Below are 21,522 nucleotides of genomic sequence, written 5' to 3' on the forward strand. Positions count from 1 at the left end.
GGAAATGGATGCCGGTACTATCAGTAGAACAGCGAAATAAACTTGAACGTACAGTCGTCGAAGCCCGGGATGTTGCCGAAGCCGGAGCCAAGGCTGCCCTGGAGGCCCTGGCCGTGCACCATCACGAGCCTTACAGCCATATGAGTCCAGAACAGCGTCGGCTTCGCAACCACCTTCGTGCCCGGGCACGGCAACTAGGGGATAAGCAGGACAAAAGCGGAAAACTGGAAATCACGCATCTGATTCAGGAGTGTGCTTACGAGCACTGGCATCGGATGCTCTTTGCCCGTTTCCTGGCGGAAAATGACCTCCTCATCGAGCCGGAGATGGGGGTGACCGTTAGTCTGGAAGAGTGTGAGGAGCTGGCCAAGGAGGAAGGTACCGATCTTTGGACCCTGGCCAGCCGTTTTGCCCAGCAGATGCTGCCGCAGATCTTTCGCCTGGATGACCCGGTGCTGCAAGTTACTTTTCCGTACGAATATCAATTGAAGCTGGAGCAGTTGCTCGACGACCTGGAGCCAGATATCTTTAAAGCCAGCGACGCCCTCGGATGGGTCTACCAATTCTGGCAGAGCAAGCGGAAGAAACAGGTGAATGAGTCGGGCAATAAAATTGGCGCCGATGAACTGCCGGCTGTCACCCAGCTCTTTACAGAGCCTTATATGGTCAACTTCATTATTCACAATACCATTGGCGCCTGGTACGCGGGCAGGGTACTGGCGGAGAATCCGCAGCTGGCCGGGCAGGCAGAAAGTGAGGAAGAGCTTCGTAAGGCGGTTTCATTACCCGGTGTAACCTGGGATTACCTTCGTTTCGTCCGAACCGGCAATGGGGAGGGGCCGTGGCGTCCTGCCGCTGGCACGTTCGAGGGCTGGCCGAAACGGGCAGCCGAGCTCAAAATCCTGGACCCATGCTGCGGTTCGGGCCATTTCCTTGTGGCGGCTCTTTATCATTTAGTCCCGCTTCGTATGGCCGAGGAAGGCCTTTCGGCCCGGGAGGCATGTGACGCCGTCCTTAGAGACAATCTCCACGGCCTTGAGATCGATGAGCGCTGTACACAGATCGCCGCCTTTGCCCTGGCGCTGGCGGCGTGGACCTATCCCGGCGCCGGCGGATACCGTCCCTTGCCCCAGTTGCGAATAGCCTGTTCCGGCATTGCCCCAAATACGAAAAAGGAAAACTGGCTTGCCCTAGTGGGAGATGACGAGCGCCTCCGTAACGGTATGGCCCGGCTTTATGACCTTTTCCGGGATGCGCCCATTTTAGGAAGCCTTATCGATCCCGGCTACGTTGTTAAAAGCAACCTAGTTGAAGCCGGGTTTGATGAACTTCGCCCTTTGCTGGAAAAAGTATTGTCCGCGGAGCGAGACGACTACGAGCAACACGAGTTAGGCGTTGCCGCCTGCGGTATCGCTGATGCGGTCCAGATTCTTGGCGGGCGCTATCACTTGATAATAACCAATGTACCGTACCTGGCCCGGGGTAAACAGGTCAACAAGCTTAAGGAGTTTTGCGCGCAGTTTTACGACGAGGCTAAGAACGATATTGCCACTGTGTTTTTGGACCGCCTGCTTCACCTCAATTCACCTGCCGGGACAACGGCCCTGGTCATGCCGCAAAACTGGCTATTCTTGACCACCTACAAGAAGTTTCGAACCCGGATGCTGAAAACGAGAAAATGGGATATCGTTGCTAAACTTGGTCCGGGTGCATTCGAAGCTATATCAGGTGAGGTGGTCAATGTTGCTTTACTAGTCATTTCCGCTTCTACTCCACGTGAGGGTCACGCCTTCGCCGGCCTCGACGCCACCGCCCCCCGAGCGGTGCGGGAAAAAGCTGAACTACTTCGAAATGCCGGGTTCAAAGCCGTGGTACAGGCGGAGCAGTTGAAGAATCCGGATTCACGAGTCGCATGGGGCGTAGAAAGAGAAACGGAATTACTAGAAAAGTACGCTGACAGTTACTGGGGACTAGGGAGCGGTGACTATCCAAGATTTGGTAGGACTTTTTGGGAGTTGTCAAAGATTGGGGATGAATGGATCTTTCAACTGAGTACTGTAGAACAAACGAAGCTCTATGGCGGACGAGAACATATTTTACTTTGGGAAAATGGCGAAGGTGCTCTGGTCAATCACCCAGGATCGTTTGTTAGAGGTACCCATGTGTGGGGAAAACAAGGAGTTCATGTATCACAAATGCGGCAGCTTCCAGTAACCCTATACACGGGTGAGGCGTGGGATACAAATAGCGCACCAATTATTCCAAAGGATCCCGCCCATCTCCCCGCCATCTGGTGCTTCTGTTCTTCGCCGGAATATAACGAAGCTGTACGCAAGATTGACCACAAACTGAACGTAACAAACGCGACATTGGTTAAAGTCCCCTTCGACCTGGAATACTGGCAGAAAGTAGCCGCCGAAAAGTATCCCAATGGTCTTCCCGAACCTTATTCGGAGGACCCGACACAGTGGATCTTCCACGGCCATCCGGCAGTTTCTACCAGCCCCCTTCAAGTGGCAATGGCCCGCCTTCTGGGCTACCGCTGGCCGGCGGAACTGGATGATTCGATGCGGTTGTCTGCGGAAGCACGCAAGTTGGTACACCGTTGCAGGGAGCTGGAAGATTATGCCGATAGTGACGGCATAGTGTGCATCCCTTCCGTTCGCGGAGAAGACCCGGCTGCCGAACGCCTGCGGGCGTTACTCGCCGCCGCATATGGGGATGACTGGTCGCCAATTAAAGAGCAGGAACTTATCGCAGCAACGGGTTCTGAAGCGAAGGAGCTTGACGAATGGCTTCGTAACGATTTCTTTGAGCAACACTGCCGGCTCTTCCATCACCGGCCCTTCATCTGGCATATCTGGGACGGGCGCCGGCGCGACGGTTTCCATGCCCTGGTCAACTACCACAAGCTTGCCGAGGGTAATGGCAAAGGCAGGCAGGTTTTAGAAAGCCTTACTTATAGTTATCTCGGTGAGTGGATTACCCGGCAGAAAGATGGGGTGAAGCGGGGCGAAGGTGGTGCTGAGGACCGGCTGGCAGCGGCATTAGAATTGCAAAAACGCCTCATTGCCATCCTCGAAGGTGAACCTCCTTTCGACATTTTCGTTCGCTGGAAGCCTATCGAAAAGCAGCCCATCGGCTGGGAACCGGATATCAACGACGGAGTGCGGATCAACATCCGGCCGTTTATGGCTTCTGATATTCCTGGCGGCCGGAAAGGTGCCGGCATCCTCCGGTGGAAACCAAATATTAATTGGGGTAAGGACCGCGGCAAAGAACCAACGCGTCCTCAAGAACAGTTTCCCTGGTTCTGGAAGAATGGTAAGTTTACCGGCGACCGGGTCAATGATGTGCATTTAACCAATGAAGAGAAAAGAAAAGCACGTGAGACGGTGAACAGGAGTAGATAACTATGTCGATTAGGACGAGTGAAATGTCGGCAAATACACTTCTAGAAGCCGTGCGTGAGTCGTTGCTTCGAGCCGGCCGGTATGATCCCGGTACCGTTGTCCCGCCAGCAGCGATTCTCTGGACCGATGCTGACGGCCAATGGCAGCCTTTGGTATCCCAGTTGCGTTCACTTATGCCGGAACTTTTGACCCTGGGAGATTATAATCCGGAAGAAAAAACCGGACCGGCAATTTGGCTGCGGTGTGTCATTGAACGAATGCTACCTGAAGTTGAACTACCGGATAAAGCCATCCCAGTCATTTACATGCCAAACGTGAGCCGGCAGGTACTCCGAGCCGGCGAGGAGTGTCCGGACAGCCTCAAACCGCTGGTGGAACTGCAGTATCGCGGGACGGTTTGGACACAGCGTAACGGTAAAGACTGGACAGTTGAGGCATTTCTTGTGTCGGAAGAAGGTCTGGGCCTTGATGTAGCTAAGGATAAGCACACCCGACAGGCGATGCTTCGGGCACTACCGCAATTGGCCACCACCCCTGTATCACGGTTGCGAGGTAAACGCCTGGAGGCTGAGGATTTTGATAAGTTGATGGTTGCAGATACCTCCCGGGACTTGCTGTTATGGCTGAATGACCCGGTTCATACGCGCGAGAAATGGGGTAACGACAAGTGGGCGGCATTTTGTTCCCGTTGTAAGGCCGAATATGGTTTCGACCCGGAAGGGGAGGGCGAACTTGTCGCTGCCGAGAAACTGGGATTGCGGGATACAGAAGCCTGGCAGACCTTATGGGAAAGATACGCAGAATCACCAGCACTTTACCCCGGCATTCCCGATCTTCTAAGGCGCGCCAAACCGGCAAGGTTGATATTTGACAGGGAGCCCTGGCCGGACGAAAACGAGGCGGAAGAGGATTCGCTGAGGCAGAGTCTTTTGGAATTGGAAAGATTATCTCCCGCTGATGCCAGACAAAGAATCGAAGAACTCGAGAAGGAACACGGTGCACGGAGGGAGTGGATCTGGGCCCGGCTGGGACAGAGCCCGCTGGCCGTGGCCTTAAAACACCTCGTAACCCTGGCCCGAAAAACAGCTCAAGGCCTTGGAGGCCACTCGCCAAAAGCAATGGCTGATCTGTATACGGAGGGGGAATATCTGGCCGATGATGCCGTATTGAGGGCAATTAGTAGCGTAAAATCATCGGAGGATGCGAGGGCAATACAAGTTGCTATTCGCAGTATTTATCTGCCCTGGCTAGAGGATGCAGCCCGGCATTTTCAAGATTTAATTGCCACCTTCCCTTTGCCGAACGTTGCCAGCAAAAACCAAACTTTAATTGCCGCCAATCCTGGGCAGTGTTTGCTTTTTGTGGACGGACTTCGATTTGATATTGCCCAGCGTTTGGTTGCCATGGCCGAAGAAAGACAGCTCCAGGTAAATATAAATTGGCGCTGGGCCGGACTGCCCACGGTAACTGCAACGGCGAAACCAGCAGTCTCCCCAATAGCAGGAAAGCTTTCCGGCGATCTACTTGGCGAAGAATTTATTCCGGAGGTCAGTGAGGTCAATCTTCCCCTAACTACCGACCGGTTCCGCAAGCTCTTAACGGAAGCAGGCTATCAGGTGTTTAATTCCTTTGAGACGGGCAACCCGGATGAGCCTGGAGCACGTGGGTGGACGGAATTTGGCGAATTTGACAGATTGGGTCATACATTGCAAAGCAGGCTCGCTGCCCGCATCGATGAACAGCTTGAGCTGATTCTAGACCGAATCCAAGATTTACTGGAGGCCGGCTGGAAGCAGGTGCGCATTGTCACGGACCACGGGTGGCTTTTAGTTCCGGGTGGGCTGCCGGCCATGAAACTACCCAAATACCTCACCGAAAGCCGCTGGACAAGATGCGCCGCCATCAGGCCAGGAACCCGTGTTGATGTACCGACTGCCGGATGGTACTGGAATGCATACCAGCACATCGCTTTTGCTCCGGGGGTATATTGTTTCATAAACGGCAACGAATATGCTCACGGAGGCGTAAGCCTTCAGGAATGCCTTATTCCTGATTTGGCCTTTTATTCGATCGAACTAGCCCCGGTAACGGCTAGTATAAGGGAAATTCAATGGTTTGGGATGCGTTGTCGCGTTGCAGTTGATGCCAGCAGTGCCGAAGTCATAGCCGACCTTCGGACAAAACCCAATGATCCGAATTCCAGTATTACTACGCCCAAGCAGATTGATTCCACTGGACGTGTTGGACTCCTTGTCGCGGACGATTCCCTCGAGGGTACTGTAGTCAGTCTTGTCCTGTTCGACCCATCAGGACGCGTGCTTGCAAAGCAGGCAACCACCGTTGGAGGTGAGGACTAAATATGGAGCTTGACGCTCTCGATAAACTAGCAGCTTTTATATTCGATGGGTTTATAGTACGAAAGGACCTGGTGCGAAAATATAGCCGGCTGTATCCTGTGCCTACATACGTGGTAGAATTCCTGCTCGGTCGGTATTGTGCAACTGTCGATGAAAAAGAGATCGAGGAAGGCCTGGAGATTGTTGAGAGGCAATTAAGGGATCGCACGGTTAGGACCGGTGAAGAAGAACTTTTTAAAGCACGGGCAAGAGAGATTGGTTCGGTCAAAATAATTGACCTCATCAAGGCTCGATTGGACACCAAAAACGATTGCTTCGTCGCCGAACTGCCGAGCCTGGGGCTAAAAGATGTCCGGATTGCCGATAACCTGGTTCATGAAAATGAGCGCATGCTGACTGATGGGTTTTATGCAGAAGTCACCCTCGTCTATGATGCTGCCATTGCCCAGGAGAAGAATGGTCGTCCTTTCGCCATTGAAAGCTTACGAGCCATTCAACTTTCAAAGGTAGACGCCCTGGCAGCGCTGCAGCGAGGGAGAAGCCAGTTTACCACCGACGAATGGAAACGCCTTCTGATACGCTCCGTAGGATTGGAACCGGATACACTTTCAGAACGGGCTCAGAATATCGCCTTGTTGCGGATGGTGCCTTTTGTAGAGCGAAACTACAATCTTGTTGAAATAGGTCCCCGGGGGACCGGCAAAAGCCATTTGTTTCAACAAATCTCTCCTTACTCCCATTTAATTTCAGGCGGTAAAGCTACAGTGGCTAAAATGTTTGTGAATAATGCCACTGGACAACGTGGACTTGTCTGCCACTATGATGTCGTGTGCTTTGATGAAGTATCCGGTATATCCTTCGATCAGAAAGACGGCGTCAACATTATGAAAGGGTACATGGCCTCCGGCGAATTCTCCCGCGGTAAGGAAAGTATTCGTGCTTCCGGGTCTATTGTAATGCTGGGGAATTTTGATGTGGATGTTCAGCAGCAGCAACGCATCGGCCATTTATTTAGTCCACTCCCGCCGGAGATGCGGGATGATACTGCTTTTATGGACCGTATTCACGCCTATGTTCCAGGGTGGGAGTTTCCCAAGCTCAACCCGAATATTCATCTTACGGATCATTTTGGCTTGGTCAGCGACTTTCTCTCCGAATGCTGGCACAAACTCCGTGATGGTAGCCGGGTTTCCGTGTTGCAGGGTCGGGTCAACTGGGGGGGTGCCCTCAGCGGTCGCGATATTGAAGCCGTTAATAAAACCGTTAGCGGCCTGATCAAGCTACTTTTCCCTGATCCCGAGATGCCGATACCTGATGAAGAGCTGGAAAAGATCGTCCGTATTGCCCTGGAATCGCGTCGCAGGGTGAAGGAACAGCAAAAGCGCTGCCTTAAGACTGAATTTCGAAATACTCATTTCAGCTTCTCCATGGGAGTAGATGGGGTGGAACAGTTTGTTTCCACGCCGGAACTCCATAGTGATGAAACTATTGACAGTGATCCTTTGCCTCCAGGGCAGGTATGGGCCATCAGCCCCGGCGGTCAGGACGCTTCACCAGCTTTATATCGAATAGAGGTTACCGTTGGTCCTGGCAGCGGGGTAAAAATTCTTAACGCACCCGTTCCGCCGGCATTTCGGGAGAGCGTACGTTACGGAGAACAGAATTTGTATGTTAGGGCCAAAGAACTGGTTGGTGACCGCGATCCGCGCGCGCATGAGTTTTCCATCCAATTGCGCGCTATGGACGTGGAACGTTCAGGCCAGGGACTCGGTTTACCGGTGCTGATTGCCCTTTGCGGCGCTCTAATCGAGCGCAGTGTAAAGGGCGGATTGATCATAGTCGGGGCCTTAAACCTTGGCGGTTCAATCGAGATGATACCAAATCCGGTTGCTGTGGCCGAACTGGCTCTCGAGAAAGGAGCTACGACGCTGTTAATGCCTATATCCTCTCGAAGGCAGCTATTTGATCTTCCTGACGAAATGGCTACGAAGATCAATATCGAATTTTATGCTGATGCCACTGATGCTCTACTTAAAGCGATTATTGAATGAACTTCTTCTTGAGGAGAAAGACCATGAAGGATTTTAAAAAAATATCAGGAGCAAGGGAGTCCAGCGCTGGCGATGATTTCCATTTGTTGTGGGCGGCGCGGAAAGCACTTAGTCTTCTTGAGCCTAATACAAGATTGAAGGCACTGGGTATAGAAGGACCCGATAAAGAAGAGGCGGATTTACTCGATCCCGAAGGTGACAGGCTTCTGGCAGTTGACCTTGCAGAGTACTTTGGTGGAGAGTGTTTTAATACGGCGGATATTGTCGTCCTCTCGCAGCTCAAGTACAGCACGCGAAATCCCAGAAAAGAATGGACGGCTGCACGTCTCTGTGCGGGTAAAAACAGCACCGGGCGAGGTTCGGTCATTCACCGGCTCGCTGAGGCATTTGAACGTTATTACAGCGTTTATGGCCGTGAGGCCGTCCTCAGGAAACTTAAGTTGAAATTGGTCAGTAACCAACCTGTCAGCAAGAAACTCGAGTGCGCTCTCTTCGCGGCTCAGAGTTTGCTCAATCAGCGTCCCTCAAGATTCAGGGCAAAGACTGTGCTTGAACATCTGGCAGAAGAAGAGCGGGTGGAAATTGAGCGGCTGTTCCGGGCATCCGGACTCGGGTCTTATGAGTTTACCGATTTCTTGAGGGTTCTTGACTTCTCTGACTGCGGTGAGCAATCCCGGTTCGGACAGATGATCGAGCTGGTGAAGGAACTAGGTCGCTACGGCCTGAACGAAGTTTCGGCCCAGTATAAAGCGTTGAAAGACTTAATCTGGGACCGTATGATGCCTGAGGCTTGGAAACAGAAGCCCCTGACAAAGTACGACATTCTTCCTGTTTTTGGCTGTCCAACTTTTGAGAGGGTTTATCCAGCACAGACCAAGTTTGAGCTGCCTCCACATGTTCTTGAGAGGAAGGAAGCCTCGGAACTTGCTCGCACCGTGGTTGGTTCTGCTGGAAAACCAATCTGCTTACATTCTTCAGGCGGGAAAGGGAAGACCATCCTTGTTCAAAAGCTTGAGAAGGAACTCCCTCAGCATTCGGTGGTAATCGTTTTTGACTGCTATGGAGGCGGAACATATCTTAACCCCGCAGATACCCGCCACACGCCCAAACGGGCTATCCTGCAGATCGCCAATGAGCTTGCTGCTCGAACCGGAGGGCCGCTTCTGTTAGAATTTAACCTTTCGCCAGCAGATTTATTGCGTGAGTTGCTAAAGCGAGTAGATACAGCTGTTTCATTAATACAAAAACTCAACCCGGATGCACTGGTGGTAATCGTGATAGATGCGGCGGACAACAGTGTCTACGCCGCCAGGGAGAAAAACGAAAAGAGCTTCATTCACGACTTGCTGAAACAACCGTTGCCCAGCGGGTCACGATTGGTTGTTACTTGTCGGACGGAAAACAAGGAAATACTCAATCTACCGAAGCATGAATCGTTTGAACTCGGTGGTTTCGAACTTTCGGAAAGTGCTGTGCATCTGCGGCGCTATTTCCCAGGCGCAACGGATGAACAGGCAGAGGAATTCCACCGGCTGACCAATGGTATTCCCAGAGTCCAGGGGTACGCACTCAGCTTTAGGCAGAGAGGTCTAGATGCTGTTTTGGCTTCCTTGCGCCCCGGCGGGAAAACTCTTGAAGGTGTTTTCGAAGGATGGTTTGAAGAAGCTAAGAAGCGGTGTGGAATTCCGGAAGTCATTGATAGGATTTGCGAAGCTTTGATTGTTCTGCCGAGACCAGTACCACTGGTTTATGCCGCGGCACTGGCAGGTATTCCATCAGGAACTTTGGAAAGCTTCTGTGCGGACATTAGATTTGGTGTGGTGTTGGAAAACGATACTGTTTCGTTCCGTGACCAGGATTTTGAAGATTACCTGCGGCAAAGATTTTCCAATGTGGAAGATATTGCAGGTCGCATTGCTGATCTTCTCTACCAGAACCGCCACCGGGACCGTTATGCCGCCTATCACCTCGATACTTTTTTGGCCTGCACCGGGCGTTTCCAAGAACTGCGAGACCTTGTGATCGAAGAAGAACTTGACAGTACCGTTACGGATCCTGTGGAGCAACAAGAGATTAAGTTAAACCGGATTCGCTCTGCGCTCAAGATAGCAGCAAACCAGAAAGAGCGGGCGGACATCTTCAAGCTACTGCTTATTGCTGCAGAGACGGTAAAGACGGATGCGGCTGTCCGAAAGCTAATTATGGAGAATCCCGATTTGGTAGAAAGATTCGGCGACCCGCAGACGGTTCAACGGCTCCATCTAGATATTGGTAGACAAAAGTGGCCAGTTCCCGGTCTTCTTCAATGTGCAAAAGTTCTTTCGCGGTTTGAATCAACGAAGGCAAAAGCCAGTGGGAACCTAAAAGAAGCTCATGGCTGGCTGAGGTGGCTCGCAGGCGTTCCGGAGGACCAGCGGCACTTGTATCCTATTGAAAGCAAGGACATCGCGGCCGGCGCGGAGGCAATTCTGCGTCTTCAAGGGGTGAAAGCGGCCAAGGATTGGATATGTAGGTGGAGACCTCCACGTGTCATCTATGATTGCGTTTACCTTCTTGCTTCATCAGTACTACGAGGGGAAGACGGGAAGCACAATCTAGAACATCATCTCTCGAAGCTGACTGTGCCGGCTGATATTATCCTCGCGATACTTCGGGCCTATCGGGAAGTCAATATAACTCCACCCATCGAGCTTGTAGCGAGAGCGGTCAAGGTCTGGTGTCGATTCGGACGGAGCGGACGACGACCGGCTCACGAAATCCTGCCGGATGGTGTTGCACTTTGTGAAGTGGCTGCACAAGATAAATCATTACAGCCGCTTGTAGCGGAACTGCTAGTCCTGTTCTTACCCTCCTTGATGGATTATGTCCCCTATTTTCATGGAGACCAGGGCAGGAGCGTTGATGTACTCATCCGCTCACGGATCTTACACGCCAAGCTTATGAGTAAAGAGGTGGCTGTGGATCTTTTCCTCCCTGAGGAGCTCAAGCAGAAAAGAGAAGATCTTCCTTACTCGGAACGTGAAAAGCTTGAAGGAAGGCGCAGGGAATTCAAGCAAGTCTTTGGCTCCTTGTTACCGGCGTACGAACTTAGAGCTGACGCGCTATTGGGAACCGTTTCGAAAGAGTCGTTCGAGAAGTGGTTCAAGGACTGCCTGGCGCAAATTGAACGGGATTACGAAGTCAGGTGGCGGCATGACGCTATGACCATCTATAGAATGATAGCCGTGGCACTTGCCGATGCGGCGCTAATGATTTCCGAAGAACCCGCCAGATGGTTCCGAGAAATAGAAAATGTAATCCTAGGAAGAGGAGTGGGAGGAGCTATTCTCCTCAAACTTTCCCTAGCCGAGAAGGCAGTGTCCAAAAGAGACCTTCATGTCGAGGTACTTCACCTCCTCGATGAGGTCCGTCAGGAACTAGAGCGAGTCCCCGGGACGGCAAGCGAGCAGATAGACTTTCTGGTTCGATGTGCTCGTATCGCTGACACCGTCGACCCAGCCGTTGCCGGGTATTACTTTCAACTAGCGGTGGAAGCTGCCTCTGAGGTGGACGAAGAAGCATATGCTCAAATCGTCTGCTTGGCTTCGTTAGCTGAAAAAGCTGCAAGCGATCCGCAGTTTTCCGCTCCCGAGCTTGCATACCATTTCGCGCGATTTGCAGAAGACTGCCACCGCCGCATGTACGGATGGGACCATTTCCCATGGGACGACATTCTCAGAGGATTGTCTTGCCTGGATACGGCTTCTGCTTTCGCGGTGCTGAGCCGGTGGGACGATCGTGGAGTTATACAAATTGAGGATGAAATCCTCGCCGTGCTTCTAAGGGGAGTTCAGAGGGGCTTCATTTCACCGGAAACAGCGTGGGCGCTGAGCGTGTTGGCTGCGCCCTTTGATCGTAGGTATGAAAACCTCACGACGGCCATTCTGGACCAAGGATTAGTTTCAGGAGAATCAGAACGGACGATAAAGCTTCTCTCGATGATTGCGGAGGACATTCAGCTTTACGCTCCGATTGAGGAGCGTAAGGCCAGAGCTTCTGCGGTGCTCGCCTGGGCCGTAAAACACAGGCTTGACCATTCCCAGGGAGCTGTCTCCCTGAGGGAACTTGTACATTTCCTTGGTCGGAACGAGGAAAAAACAGAGGTTCAAGGCATCAAGTGGAGAGAAGAGGAACTCCAGAAGACACCGGATTGGGTAAGTGTGTTCGGCGGCCGAACGTTCCTAACACCTGATGAGATTGAATCAGCCATCGACGAAGTTAAGGAATATGACACATACGGTAACTTAGCTGTAAAAGAACTTCTAAAACAAATCCAGATTCGCTGTGGCCCGAGAGACTACGTTAGCCAGCTGGATGCCCTTATCAGGGTTGACCCCAAAAAACTTCCCATTGGCATTTTATTGGACGCACTGGATAGTCGCTTGGCAGGGTGGAACTCTCATCCTAGTGTACGGCAATGGCGGGGGGAGAACCCCTCGGTCTTCTTGGAGCGACGTTTCGGTGAGATGTTCTTTTATGATAGGTTCACGTCGTACATGTTTAAGCGCTTCAGGGAAGTATTTGGAGTCCATGATAAGGATATTCTCGATTTAGTCATCAGGGTTCTCCCACAGTGGATCGATGTACCGGCGCAGGCTACGTATGAAGTAGTGCAGGAGTTGCTGCCGTCGCTTACCCCTGCCGAGGCCGAGGCTGTACTTCAATGGGTGCTGAAACGCCTTTCTGCCCGTATCCGGGCTGATTGGGCGGACGGCCCATGGCGCGAGGAACTTTGCCCTCCCAAAGAGGCTACGGAAATACTTGCCCGGTTCTTGTGGGGGCTCTTCGGCCATCCAGATAAGCGCTTACGATGGCGCGCAGCTCACGCTGTCCGCCGCATGGTGCGGCTTGGACGAAGTGAAGTGGTGGATGCTCTCGTGTCACATGTGAGTGACAAGGACTGTCCAACGTTCCGGGACCAACAAAAATATTTCTTCTGGCTTTCTGCGAGGCTCTGGGTTTTTATTCTACTGGATCGCCTTGCCAAAGAGGCTCCAGAAGTCGTGAAGCCCCATTATGAGCGGATTGCTCAGGAGGCCTTGAAACCCGAGATACCCCATGCTCTAATCCGTCACTTTGCTCAATCAGCGGCTCTTGCACTTCATGAGTGTTACCCGGAACTGAATGTTTATGATGAGAGATCCCAACTGGAAGCAGTTAATAAAAGCCCATACGCCCAAGTCGAGCGTACCAAAACCCAATACCCGAGAGGGCGGCAAAAAGGCTCCAGAAACCTACGGTTTAAATTCGATGAAATGGATACGCTTCCCTATTGGTATGAACCCTTAGGTAGTGTTTTTGGGGAGGGAGCAACCGTTATCGCTCAGATCGCCGAAAAATGGATTTGCGACGAGTGGGGGGTGTCTAATGAGGAACTGCGCTATGACAGTGATTGGATCAAAAACAGATATAATTACAACCTGTGGTCTAATCGACATGGCAGTGAGCCTGTTGTTGAGACACGCCAGTCCTACGCCGAATGGCATGCCATGTTCTGCGTAGCGGACTATTTACTTGGAAACCGCCCGGTTGTCCATGATGAGTGGGAGTGCGACCCCTATGGGAACTGGCTGGCGAGGTGGATTCTTACGTGGTCGGATTTCTGGTTGGCGGACATCCGAGATCCAGTGCCGCTTGAGGATATTTATTGGCACCTCGAACGGCCTGAAAGTGAAGATTGGGAACGAGAGATACCGGAGAACGCATTTGATCCTCTTGTAGGACTTCCCGATTCCTCGCGTCCCGGATTTCTCGTGTTGAATGGGCGGTACCGGAGGGCTAACCGGGGCGCATCGGAGACTATGCACATTTCTAGTGCTTTGGTGACACCCGAAACGGCTCATGCCCTTTTACGTGCCTTGCAGACTGCCGTCAACCCGCATGATTACCGAATTCCACTGGAGGAAGATGAACTGGAGATCGCCGAAGAAGGATTTGAACTTAAAGGATGGCTAAGAGAATTACGATCTGATTGGGGGGGCATTGACCAGAAGGATCCGCTTCGCAACAACCTCTCCAGTTCGCTCGTGGTTCCCGGCCAAGATTTTGTAGAATGGGGCAACCTCACTTCCTCCCCCGAACGTAAACACTATTGGCGCAAAGGAAATGAAGAAGAGAAAGTGACCATTCTGGAATGCTGGAATGATTTACAAGTAACTGAACGGGAATACAAGGGGTTCTATTCGGAGGGCTATCGCCTTTGGGTCCGGATGGAAACTCTGTTGGAATACTTAAGGAACCGGCGGCGCTGCCTCATTGTAGAATGTATGATTGACCGTTGGGTCGATAAGAAAGGATTGGGGAAATATGTCCCGGGAAAAGCGAAAATCTATCTTATCCACCCCGATGGAACCATTGAAACACTCCGAGAGCGTTATCGCCTTAGGTAAACGACTGGTTGCGGAACTGGGTATGGAACCCAGCGTTGATACCCTCGGACGGTGGATGGCTCACTACATCGCCGAGTTGATCAGGAAGGCCGAGGAGACGGATGACCCGGACATGCGTAGTAAGGTCCAGGAAAAATGTTGCGAAACAATCCTAAAACTTTGGGAACACCGGGCGATGCTTCCACGTGGAGCCCGCCCCCTGGCCAACCTGGAAGGCGTCTTGCTGGCTATTGAAAAGTTTCGGGGTGAACAGAGTCCTTGGTCGGTGTTTTCGAGAGAGGAAGCTGAAAGAGTTGGTGGCCCTTGGATATGGTTTGCCAAGGTTGTGGAAGACATAGGGTTGCGTATGTGCAGAATTGCCGTACTTACGGCGATCGCTGAAGCATCTTTGGGTAAAGAAAAACGCTGGTTGCAAGAGCATAAAGAGATGTTGTCTGAAGAAGAGATAAAGATTATCCAAGCTTTAGATAGCTGGCTTTCAGAGGAAATGATATGGCAGAGTGAGCAACAACGAGTGTCTGTCGGAGACTTAGAACCTAGTGAACGTACCAGACGGGTATTTGAGGAGATTCAGGCTTCCATCGAGCAAATGAAGAGTTCTTTTGAATTACTCCTAAACAAAGTCAAGTGCTAGAAAATTACCTTACTAGATAAGTTGAATTTAATATTAGGTCGTGGGTAGTTATTAACAAATTTGTACCAGACCACAATTGGATTCGTACAGTTTTTCTTTTTTTGCCCCTTTCGAGCGCAGGTTCTAAAGATAACCATAATTCTTTTCGTTCATGATTAGGAGAGGTACTACAGCCGACTCGTATTCTTGTGACGGGGGGATGTTTAGGTAATGAGGCGGCTCGAATTTGACACGCAAGAGCTACTAAGGGAGCTCCAGGCTCTTCTCGTCCATCCACGCGAAGATCTGCACATCGAAGTGAAGGACTGGTTAGACCTTTCTAACGAAGAGCATAAGGCTAACCTGGCCAAGGCAATGTTGGCCCTTGCCAATTCCGGCGGCGGCTATATCCTTCTAGGATTCACGCAGGGAGACGCTGGTTATATTCCACAACAGCCTCGCCCGAAAGACGTGCAAATGTATTCTCACGACAGCGTGACCGGTATCATAAGGTCGTATGCAGACCCTCCTTTTCACTGTGAAGTCTACCATGTGCCCCATCCCGATACAGGAGAGCCTTTTCCCATTATTCTCGTTCCTGGTGGCCACCGTGTCCCCATCCGAGCGAAACGAAGTGGGCCCGGCGACCGTCACGTTCGAGAAAACACCTATTACATTCGCAGGCCGGGTCCTTCCAGTGAGCCTCCCCGAACCGCGCAGGAATGGGATGATCTCCTACGGCGCTGTCTCCTTGCTCACCGGGAAGAACTGCTGAACAGTATTCGGGCAATTCTTCTTGGGGAGCCCTCATCTCCTGAAGTTGGCTTGGAGGCAGCGAGGAAAACCCTCGATGAATGGATTTCGCAATCGCGAATGCGCTGGAAGGCGGCAGTGACTCAACGACTGGGCAAAGACGGGTGGGGGCGGTATGAGCACGGCACGTGGAGCGTAGCTTACGCCATCATCGGCAATGTCGAGCCGCCTTCGTCGCTTTCTGGCTTGGTGGAGTTGCTAAGAGAGGTGAAAGGTCATGAGTCCGGCTGGCCACCGTGGTGGGTGCCAACACGAGACCCGATCAAGCCTTATCCCTATGGTGACGTTGTCGAATGTCTTATAGCCGAGCCAGAGAGGCTTTCAGACGGTGCCCATTCTGACTTTTGGAGAGCATCCCGTGAAGGAAAGCTTTTTCTTATCCGGGGTTATCAGGAGGATAGTTATGATGCTCAGCATAGAGGTATCCAACCCGGAACAATCGTCGACCTCGTGCTTCCAATATGGCGCGTAGGAGAATGTCTCCTCCATGCGCATCGACTAGCGACCAGGCTCGCCGGCCAGTCCGCGTCCGTTCTCATTCGTTTTACCTGGGAGGGGCTTGCTAATAGAGTGTTGTCGAGCTGGGTTCGCCCAGAGCGATATCTGTCCTACGACCGGAGATGCTACCAAAACACTGTAACATCCGAGCTTCTAATTTCGGCAGGCGACATTGCTGACCAGTTACCTGAAGCGGTCAAGGAGGTAACTAAACCGCTGTACGAAGCCTTTGAGTTCTTCGATATGCCGCCGGCCGTTATAAGAGAGGAACTCGAGAGGATGAGGAAACGGCATTATTAGAAAAAACCTCTGGTGGCAATAAAAGGTACAGACATACTGTTATTAAAAGCCATTAAAAACGTATTAAGGAACTGGTTCTCGAACTTTATTGCCATCATTCCGGAGTAGTGTCCGGTATAGTGTTGGCATGATAAAACCGCAACCCTGGCGAATTAATCAATTAAGGGTCGGGGTGTCAAAGCAAAGGTGGGGCGCAGGCAAGGGCGGTCGTTATTTTACATGGGCAAAAAAAGCCCGGGTTAGTGTTTGGCCGCCCCTCGACCCGCCCAAGTGGGCCAACGAGCCCGGATAGGTGAGTGTCGCGCTTACCTTTGCCTGCCCCTTAAAACGGAGGTGCGCCAAGATTGCGGTACTTTGGCCTTGACGTCCACAAGTTTTACTGTGAGGGAGCAGAGCTGTTGCCCGACAACACCATCAGGCGTTTTCGCTTCCCCAACGAAAAGGAGGAGTGGAAGCGGTTCGCCAAGGAACTTGACGGCAACTGCAAGGTGGCCCTTGAAGCCACCGGCAACGCCTCCATGATCTATGATATCTTAACAGAGAGCCTGGCACGAGTGGTCGTCGTCAACCCCATAAGGACGAGAGCCATTGCCGAGGCCAGGATCAAGACGGACAAGGTGGACGCTGAGATTTTGGTCAGGCTTTTAGCCGCGGACTTTGTCTGTGCCTGCTGGGTGGCCTCCAAGGAAGAGCGAGAGCTAAGGACCCTTCTTCACCACCGGGCGGCCTTAAAGAAGCAGGTCGTGGGCGTTAAAAACAGGATTCACGCGGTTCTGGCCAGGCACGCTATAACGGTGCCGGTAAGCGACCTGTTCGGAGTAAAGGGCAGGCAGTTCCTCCGGGAGCTAGAGGAACTGCCCGAGGTGGAGAAGATAGTTCTGACCTCGAACCTCAAGCTCTTTGAGGCCCTGGAGGCGGAAATCGCGGCCATTGAGAGGGAGCTGAACCTAAGGGCCATCACCCTGTCTGGGGTGGAGATCCTTCTGGGCATACCGGGGATAGACGTCCTGGCCGCCCTGACCATCCTGGCCGAGATTGGCGATATCAAGCGCTTTGCCTCGGCGAAGAAGCTGGCAAGCTTTGCCGGCCTGGTTCCTTCGGTGCACCAGTCGGGCAAGACCAGGTACGCCGGGCACATCACCAAGGCGGGCCGGAGCATGCTGCGCTGGATCCTCATCCAGGTTGCCCAGAAGGCGGTGGGGCAGCTTGGCGCTCTGCGGGACTTCTACCTCAGGCTGAAAAAGCGCAAAGGCCATAAGGTCGCCATTGTAGCAGCGGCAAGGAAGCTACTCACCATCATTTGGGCGATGCTGACGAAGAACATGGAGTATCGCCACCTCAGGGAGGACCTGCGGCAGAGGAAGATACGCCGCATGCACAAGAGGGCGCTGCCGTACAAGGTCGGTACCGATTTGCCGCGAAAGATTGTGTATGTGGTAAAAGAGGAGGGATATATGGCACAAACACCCCAACCTGCAGCCTAAATCATCTAGGACCAGGGTTGCGGTTTTTCATAGGTGCAAAATATGGATACAGGTCCCCTTCGTACTCGGGCAGAAAATTGCCGTTAAGATTGTGGATGTGCTGTCGGAGGAGTATTTTGAGGTCTTGGAGGTGGGAGCAATATGATGCCACTGGAACAGGTGTTGGAACTGGTTGGCGACCTTGATGATACTCCAGGTGAGAAAACGCCGAGGGAACGGTTTCGCCGTTTCTTGTCTCAAAATCTGACCAGCGTTGGCGCTGTACGCGATTACGTGGAAGAGTGCCTGCGCTGTTCCGGGGAGCAGTACAACCGGGCCTTACAAGACCTGGTGAACCACTTGGGCCGCCTTTTGGGTTTTGACGTAACCTTTGGCAGATATAAGGGCGTCCAGGGGGAAATTGGGTTTGACGGCGTGTGGAAGTCCCCTTCCGGCCTTTATATCGTCGTAGAAGTGAAAACAACCGATGTTTATGCCATAAAAACGGCTACTCTCCTCGGTTACATAGATAGGCTTATATCCGAACAAAAGATACCCAACTGGGACCATGCTTTGGGACTTTATGTAGTAGGGCGCAGTGATGCTGAACTGAAGCAACTGGAAAACTCCATCATTGCTGAGAAACGCACCCACCAGTTACGGGTTATTACCGTTGATAAACTGCTTACCCTGGCTGAACTCTTAGCCGATTACGAAATGGAACACGAGGCTGTTTTAACTGTTCTCCGGCCAACGGGACCAGTAGTGGATTCCCTAATTGAACTGATGGCCGGCTTGGTAGCGAAAGAAATCCGCACTGCCGGCGAAGGCATACAACAGCCGCAGGAAGAAACTCCTAATGAACCTTCATGGGAGCCCGAAGGTGTTGACGTTAAGTATTACCTCACTCCAGTAGCGTCCGATGACACTCAAACCGCGGAAGAACGTATCAAAGAACTCCTTGGCGCAGGAATTTACGCCGTTAGCGAAAAATCCCTGGGGCGGAAAGTTAAGCCGGGCGACTGGATTTGTTTTTATGCCACCGCAACGGGCGTGGTAGCCCACGCCAGGGTAAAATCACCCCCCATGCAAAAACATCACCCGCTGGTAAAGCATCCCGAGAAGTATTCTTACGTCTTCGAGGTGGATTCCGTCAGCATCTATACCGAAAATCCCGTTGTTTTAAGCGCCGAGCTAAGGGCGAAACTGGATGCTTTCCAAGGGCGTGATCCTTCAAAACGCTGGGCCTGGTTTGTGCAAGGCACGGGACGTGTCACTAAGCACGATTTTATGCTGCTTACCCGGCAAGCGAAGGTTGAGGTGGTATGATGAGCGCAATTTCTTTTCTAGACCAACTGTGGCAGACTTTTGAGCAGTGCCGGGGCTACTCCAGTGCTGAATTTGCTGGGAAACGCTTGCGGCAGGAAGAGAACGAGCGATTTTACGAAGGTGACTTTTTTAAAAAGGTATTCCCCGAGACCCGAAACATCTTGCGCCATGTCCGGGAGGTTGGCTTTTTGCGCCCACCACAGGTGGACGCTTTTGAGCTTTACGTAGAGTATTACGATGAGCTGGAAGGACGCTGGAGACGTTATTACCCAGACTTTATACTTAAACTCAAAAATAATGGTTGGGCAGTGGTTGAGGTAAAACAGGCAGAACAAACCGCGCACTCCAATGTGGTAGCTAAAGAGCAAGCCGCCTGCGAACTCTTTGAAAAACTGAATTCCATCCACTACATTATCAAACGGGACGATGAGATACGCCGGGGTATGTTCCAAGACATTATTGCAGCAGGCAGCAGTAACGGGTATTAGTCCCACCTGTCGTTGAAGCTTATTATATAGTCAATTGGATATATATGGGAAAGAACCCCTGGTGTTTCCAGGGGCGACTGCTGAAAGTACTTCGCATGCTGGGGAGGTGTGCTTATGCTTAGGAAAATAGTTGTATCCGGTTACGGAGAAGCTTCTGCCAAGCCCAATATTGCTGAAGTCGGGCTCAATATCACCTTTATCCAACCGGAAGCCAATCAAGCTCAGGAACTGGTGGCTGGTGTAACCCAGAAACTGTTGGGAGAATTGCTGTCCCTCGGAATACCGAACAAAGACATCGAGACTAGAAATTACTCATTATTCCCTCATTATCAGTGGGAAAAAAACTCGCGTGTTTTCAAAGGTTACCAGGCTTCCAATGCTCTTCTGGTTAAGACCAGCGACCTGTCCCTGGTTACGCGAATTATTGATGCGGCCGTTAAAGCCGGAGTAAAAAACATTGACTACTTTAATTTTACATACGAGGACAAATCGGCTTTGGAACAAGAAGCACTAACGAATGCAGCCCAAAACGCGGTAGAAAGAGCCAAGGCTATTGCTGCAGGACTTGGAGTAAAGGTAGGCCCAGTTATTCGCGTTTCTGGTAATTGCCGTTCGGATGATAGCAGGTACTATATTCTACGTGAAAGCTCCCCTTATCAAGCTGAAAGGCCAGAAAACGTTATTCCTCCAGATAAAATCAAGGTTACTGCCGAGGTAGAAGCTGTGCTAGAACTGGTGGATGACAACCCAGACAAATGACATTTACATAAAGAACCAGTATATCAAAAACATGGTGACTATCCTGTCAAAAGAGTGGTCACAACCTCGGTGGGTCTGGAGTAGTAGTTGGACCTAAGAAGGTTTACAAAACTTACCTCGTCCTGGATAGAAACGGGTAGCACTAGTGGGAATAGATGCAGTTGCGAGATGAAAATGGCAAACTCCTAAAAGTCGAAGGGCAGCCGGTTGATGAGAAGGGCAACCCCATTGACCTCAAACCGGGCAAGTGACGCATTAAACCGAAATGAGTTCACGCCGCTCACGTTGGGCGGCGCGAGATTTTCTGCGCGCCGCTACATCACTCACGCCGCTGGACTTAATTTTACGAGCGGCGTGACGAGAATCAGATGTTTTCTTGTTGACATAGTGATGTGTTCAAAACCAGAAACCGCCTAGCGAGCATAGGAGTTGATTGAAATGATTAGCGATAAAGTCTTGTACCGGGTTAAATATAACTACTTCGGCCTGCGGCCGCCCCTGATGTTGGCCATTGGGGTGGAAGTTCATGATGACTGGGTTGGCTTTCACGATACCAACCGCGGGCACCAATTCTTTGGGAGGCTTGTAAAGGAGACTAAGGACGGTTTTATCTGGCATCGCGTGGAAGATACCTTTGAGGAAGGGCTCAAGGACTTTGGGCTCATAGAGTTTAAGGCTCTTACACTTGAAGAATATAACAAAAAAGTGCGTTCTCATTTGGTAGGGCCTGTTCCTGAATTTAGCTCCACCGAAGAACTCTATGAGTTCTATCAGCGGGAATTCGGGCGTAGGGGCTATCATTATTGAAACGGTGCCAGCCCCAACCAGTTACGCTCACGCCGCTGGGAGTCTAGAAAACCATCTTGATAACTAAACTCGCGCTGCCCGGTTTTTTTGATCGACGTGAGCATAACTAGTCGGGCCAAAACAGGCCTGCTCGCGCTGCCGGCGGCGTTAAAAAGGTTGCAAAAAGGCCCTTTATTGGCATAAAATAAAAGCAACAGCGTTTT

Annotated in this window: 11 protein-coding genes; all 11 read left to right on the forward strand. The window is 51.6% G+C overall.

From position 1 onward, the window contains the following. Positions 1 to 8 precede the first annotated feature (8 nt). Positions 9 to 3,413 carry a BREX-1 system adenine-specific DNA-methyltransferase PglX gene (locus NWF31_RS05010; protein ID WP_258359413.1) on the forward strand — a complete coding sequence of 1,135 codons (3,405 nt, stop codon included), beginning with the start codon at positions 9 to 11 and terminating at the stop codon, positions 3,411 to 3,413. 2 nt (positions 3,414 to 3,415) lie between these two features. Continuing rightward, positions 3,416 to 5,770 carry a BREX-1 system phosphatase PglZ type B gene (gene pglZ / locus NWF31_RS05015; protein ID WP_258359414.1) on the forward strand — a complete coding sequence of 785 codons (2,355 nt, stop codon included), beginning with the start codon at positions 3,416 to 3,418 and terminating at the stop codon, positions 5,768 to 5,770. A 2-nt stretch (positions 5,771 to 5,772) separates the two neighbouring features. Then, a complete protein-coding gene (gene brxL / locus NWF31_RS05020; protein ID WP_258359415.1) occupies positions 5,773 to 7,821 on the forward strand; it encodes a BREX system Lon protease-like protein BrxL in 2,049 nt (682 codons plus the stop codon). Positions 7,822 to 7,844: 23 nt separating this feature from the next. Further along, complete coding sequence (locus tag NWF31_RS05025) at positions 7,845 to 14,249, forward strand: P-loop NTPase family protein (RefSeq protein WP_258359416.1); 6,405 nt, start codon at positions 7,845 to 7,847, stop codon at positions 14,247 to 14,249. Positions 14,250 to 14,271: 22 nt separating this feature from the next. Next, positions 14,272 to 14,883 carry a hypothetical protein gene (locus NWF31_RS05030; protein ID WP_258359417.1) on the forward strand — a complete coding sequence of 204 codons (612 nt, stop codon included), beginning with the start codon at positions 14,272 to 14,274 and terminating at the stop codon, positions 14,881 to 14,883. Positions 14,884 to 15,093: 210 nt separating this feature from the next. Beyond that, positions 15,094 to 16,473: an AlbA family DNA-binding domain-containing protein gene (locus NWF31_RS05035; protein WP_258359418.1), complete on the forward strand. Its 1,380-nt coding sequence runs from the start codon at positions 15,094 to 15,096 to the stop codon at positions 16,471 to 16,473. A gap of 344 nt (positions 16,474 to 16,817) precedes the next feature. Then, complete coding sequence (locus tag NWF31_RS05040) at positions 16,818 to 17,957, forward strand: IS110 family RNA-guided transposase (protein WP_258359419.1); 1,140 nt, start codon at positions 16,818 to 16,820, stop codon at positions 17,955 to 17,957. 141 nt (positions 17,958 to 18,098) lie between these two features. After that, positions 18,099 to 19,265 (forward strand): EVE domain-containing protein, encoded by a 1,167-nt coding sequence (locus tag NWF31_RS05045; protein WP_258359420.1) that lies wholly within the window; start codon positions 18,099 to 18,101, stop codon positions 19,263 to 19,265. Then, a complete protein-coding gene (locus NWF31_RS05050; protein ID WP_258359421.1) occupies positions 19,262 to 19,753 on the forward strand; it encodes a TnsA endonuclease N-terminal domain-containing protein in 492 nt (163 codons plus the stop codon). Before NWF31_RS05045 ends, NWF31_RS05050 begins: the two co-directional genes overlap by 4 nt. A gap of 114 nt (positions 19,754 to 19,867) precedes the next feature. Then, complete coding sequence (locus NWF31_RS05055; protein WP_107753707.1) at positions 19,868 to 20,512, forward strand: SIMPL domain-containing protein; 645 nt, start codon at positions 19,868 to 19,870, stop codon at positions 20,510 to 20,512. A 438-nt stretch (positions 20,513 to 20,950) separates the two neighbouring features. Next, positions 20,951 to 21,319 carry a hypothetical protein gene (locus NWF31_RS05060; RefSeq protein WP_258359422.1) on the forward strand — a complete coding sequence of 123 codons (369 nt, stop codon included), beginning with the start codon at positions 20,951 to 20,953 and terminating at the stop codon, positions 21,317 to 21,319. Positions 21,320 to 21,522 lie beyond the last annotated feature (203 nt).

Origin of the sequence: Neomoorella sulfitireducens (assembly GCF_024733845.1) — a bacterium.
Classification (GTDB): Bacteria; Bacillota; DSM-521; order Neomoorellales; family Neomoorellaceae; genus Neomoorella; species Neomoorella sulfitireducens.

What these genes read in the sequence shown, in the direction of transcription:
- NWF31_RS05045 (WP_258359420.1), top strand. Translation starts at nt 18,099, where the DNA reads ATGATGCCACTGGAACAGGTGTTGGAACTGGTTGGCGACCTTGATGAT.
- NWF31_RS05055 (WP_107753707.1), top strand. Translation starts at nt 19,868, where the DNA reads ATGCTTAGGAAAATAGTTGTATCCGGTTACGGAGAAGCTTCTGCCAAG.
- NWF31_RS05010 (WP_258359413.1), top strand. Translation starts at nt 9, where the DNA reads ATGCCGGTACTATCAGTAGAACAGCGAAATAAACTTGAACGTACAGTC.
- NWF31_RS05060 (WP_258359422.1), top strand. Translation starts at nt 20,951, where the DNA reads ATGATTAGCGATAAAGTCTTGTACCGGGTTAAATATAACTACTTCGGC.
- NWF31_RS05035 (WP_258359418.1), top strand. Translation starts at nt 15,094, where the DNA reads ATGAGGCGGCTCGAATTTGACACGCAAGAGCTACTAAGGGAGCTCCAG.
- NWF31_RS05030 (WP_258359417.1), top strand. Translation starts at nt 14,272, where the DNA reads ATGGAACCCAGCGTTGATACCCTCGGACGGTGGATGGCTCACTACATC.
- NWF31_RS05050 (WP_258359421.1), top strand. Translation starts at nt 19,262, where the DNA reads ATGATGAGCGCAATTTCTTTTCTAGACCAACTGTGGCAGACTTTTGAG.
- NWF31_RS05025 (WP_258359416.1), top strand. Translation starts at nt 7,845, where the DNA reads ATGAAGGATTTTAAAAAAATATCAGGAGCAAGGGAGTCCAGCGCTGGC.
- pglZ (WP_258359414.1), top strand. Translation starts at nt 3,416, where the DNA reads ATGTCGATTAGGACGAGTGAAATGTCGGCAAATACACTTCTAGAAGCC.
- brxL (WP_258359415.1), top strand. Translation starts at nt 5,773, where the DNA reads ATGGAGCTTGACGCTCTCGATAAACTAGCAGCTTTTATATTCGATGGG.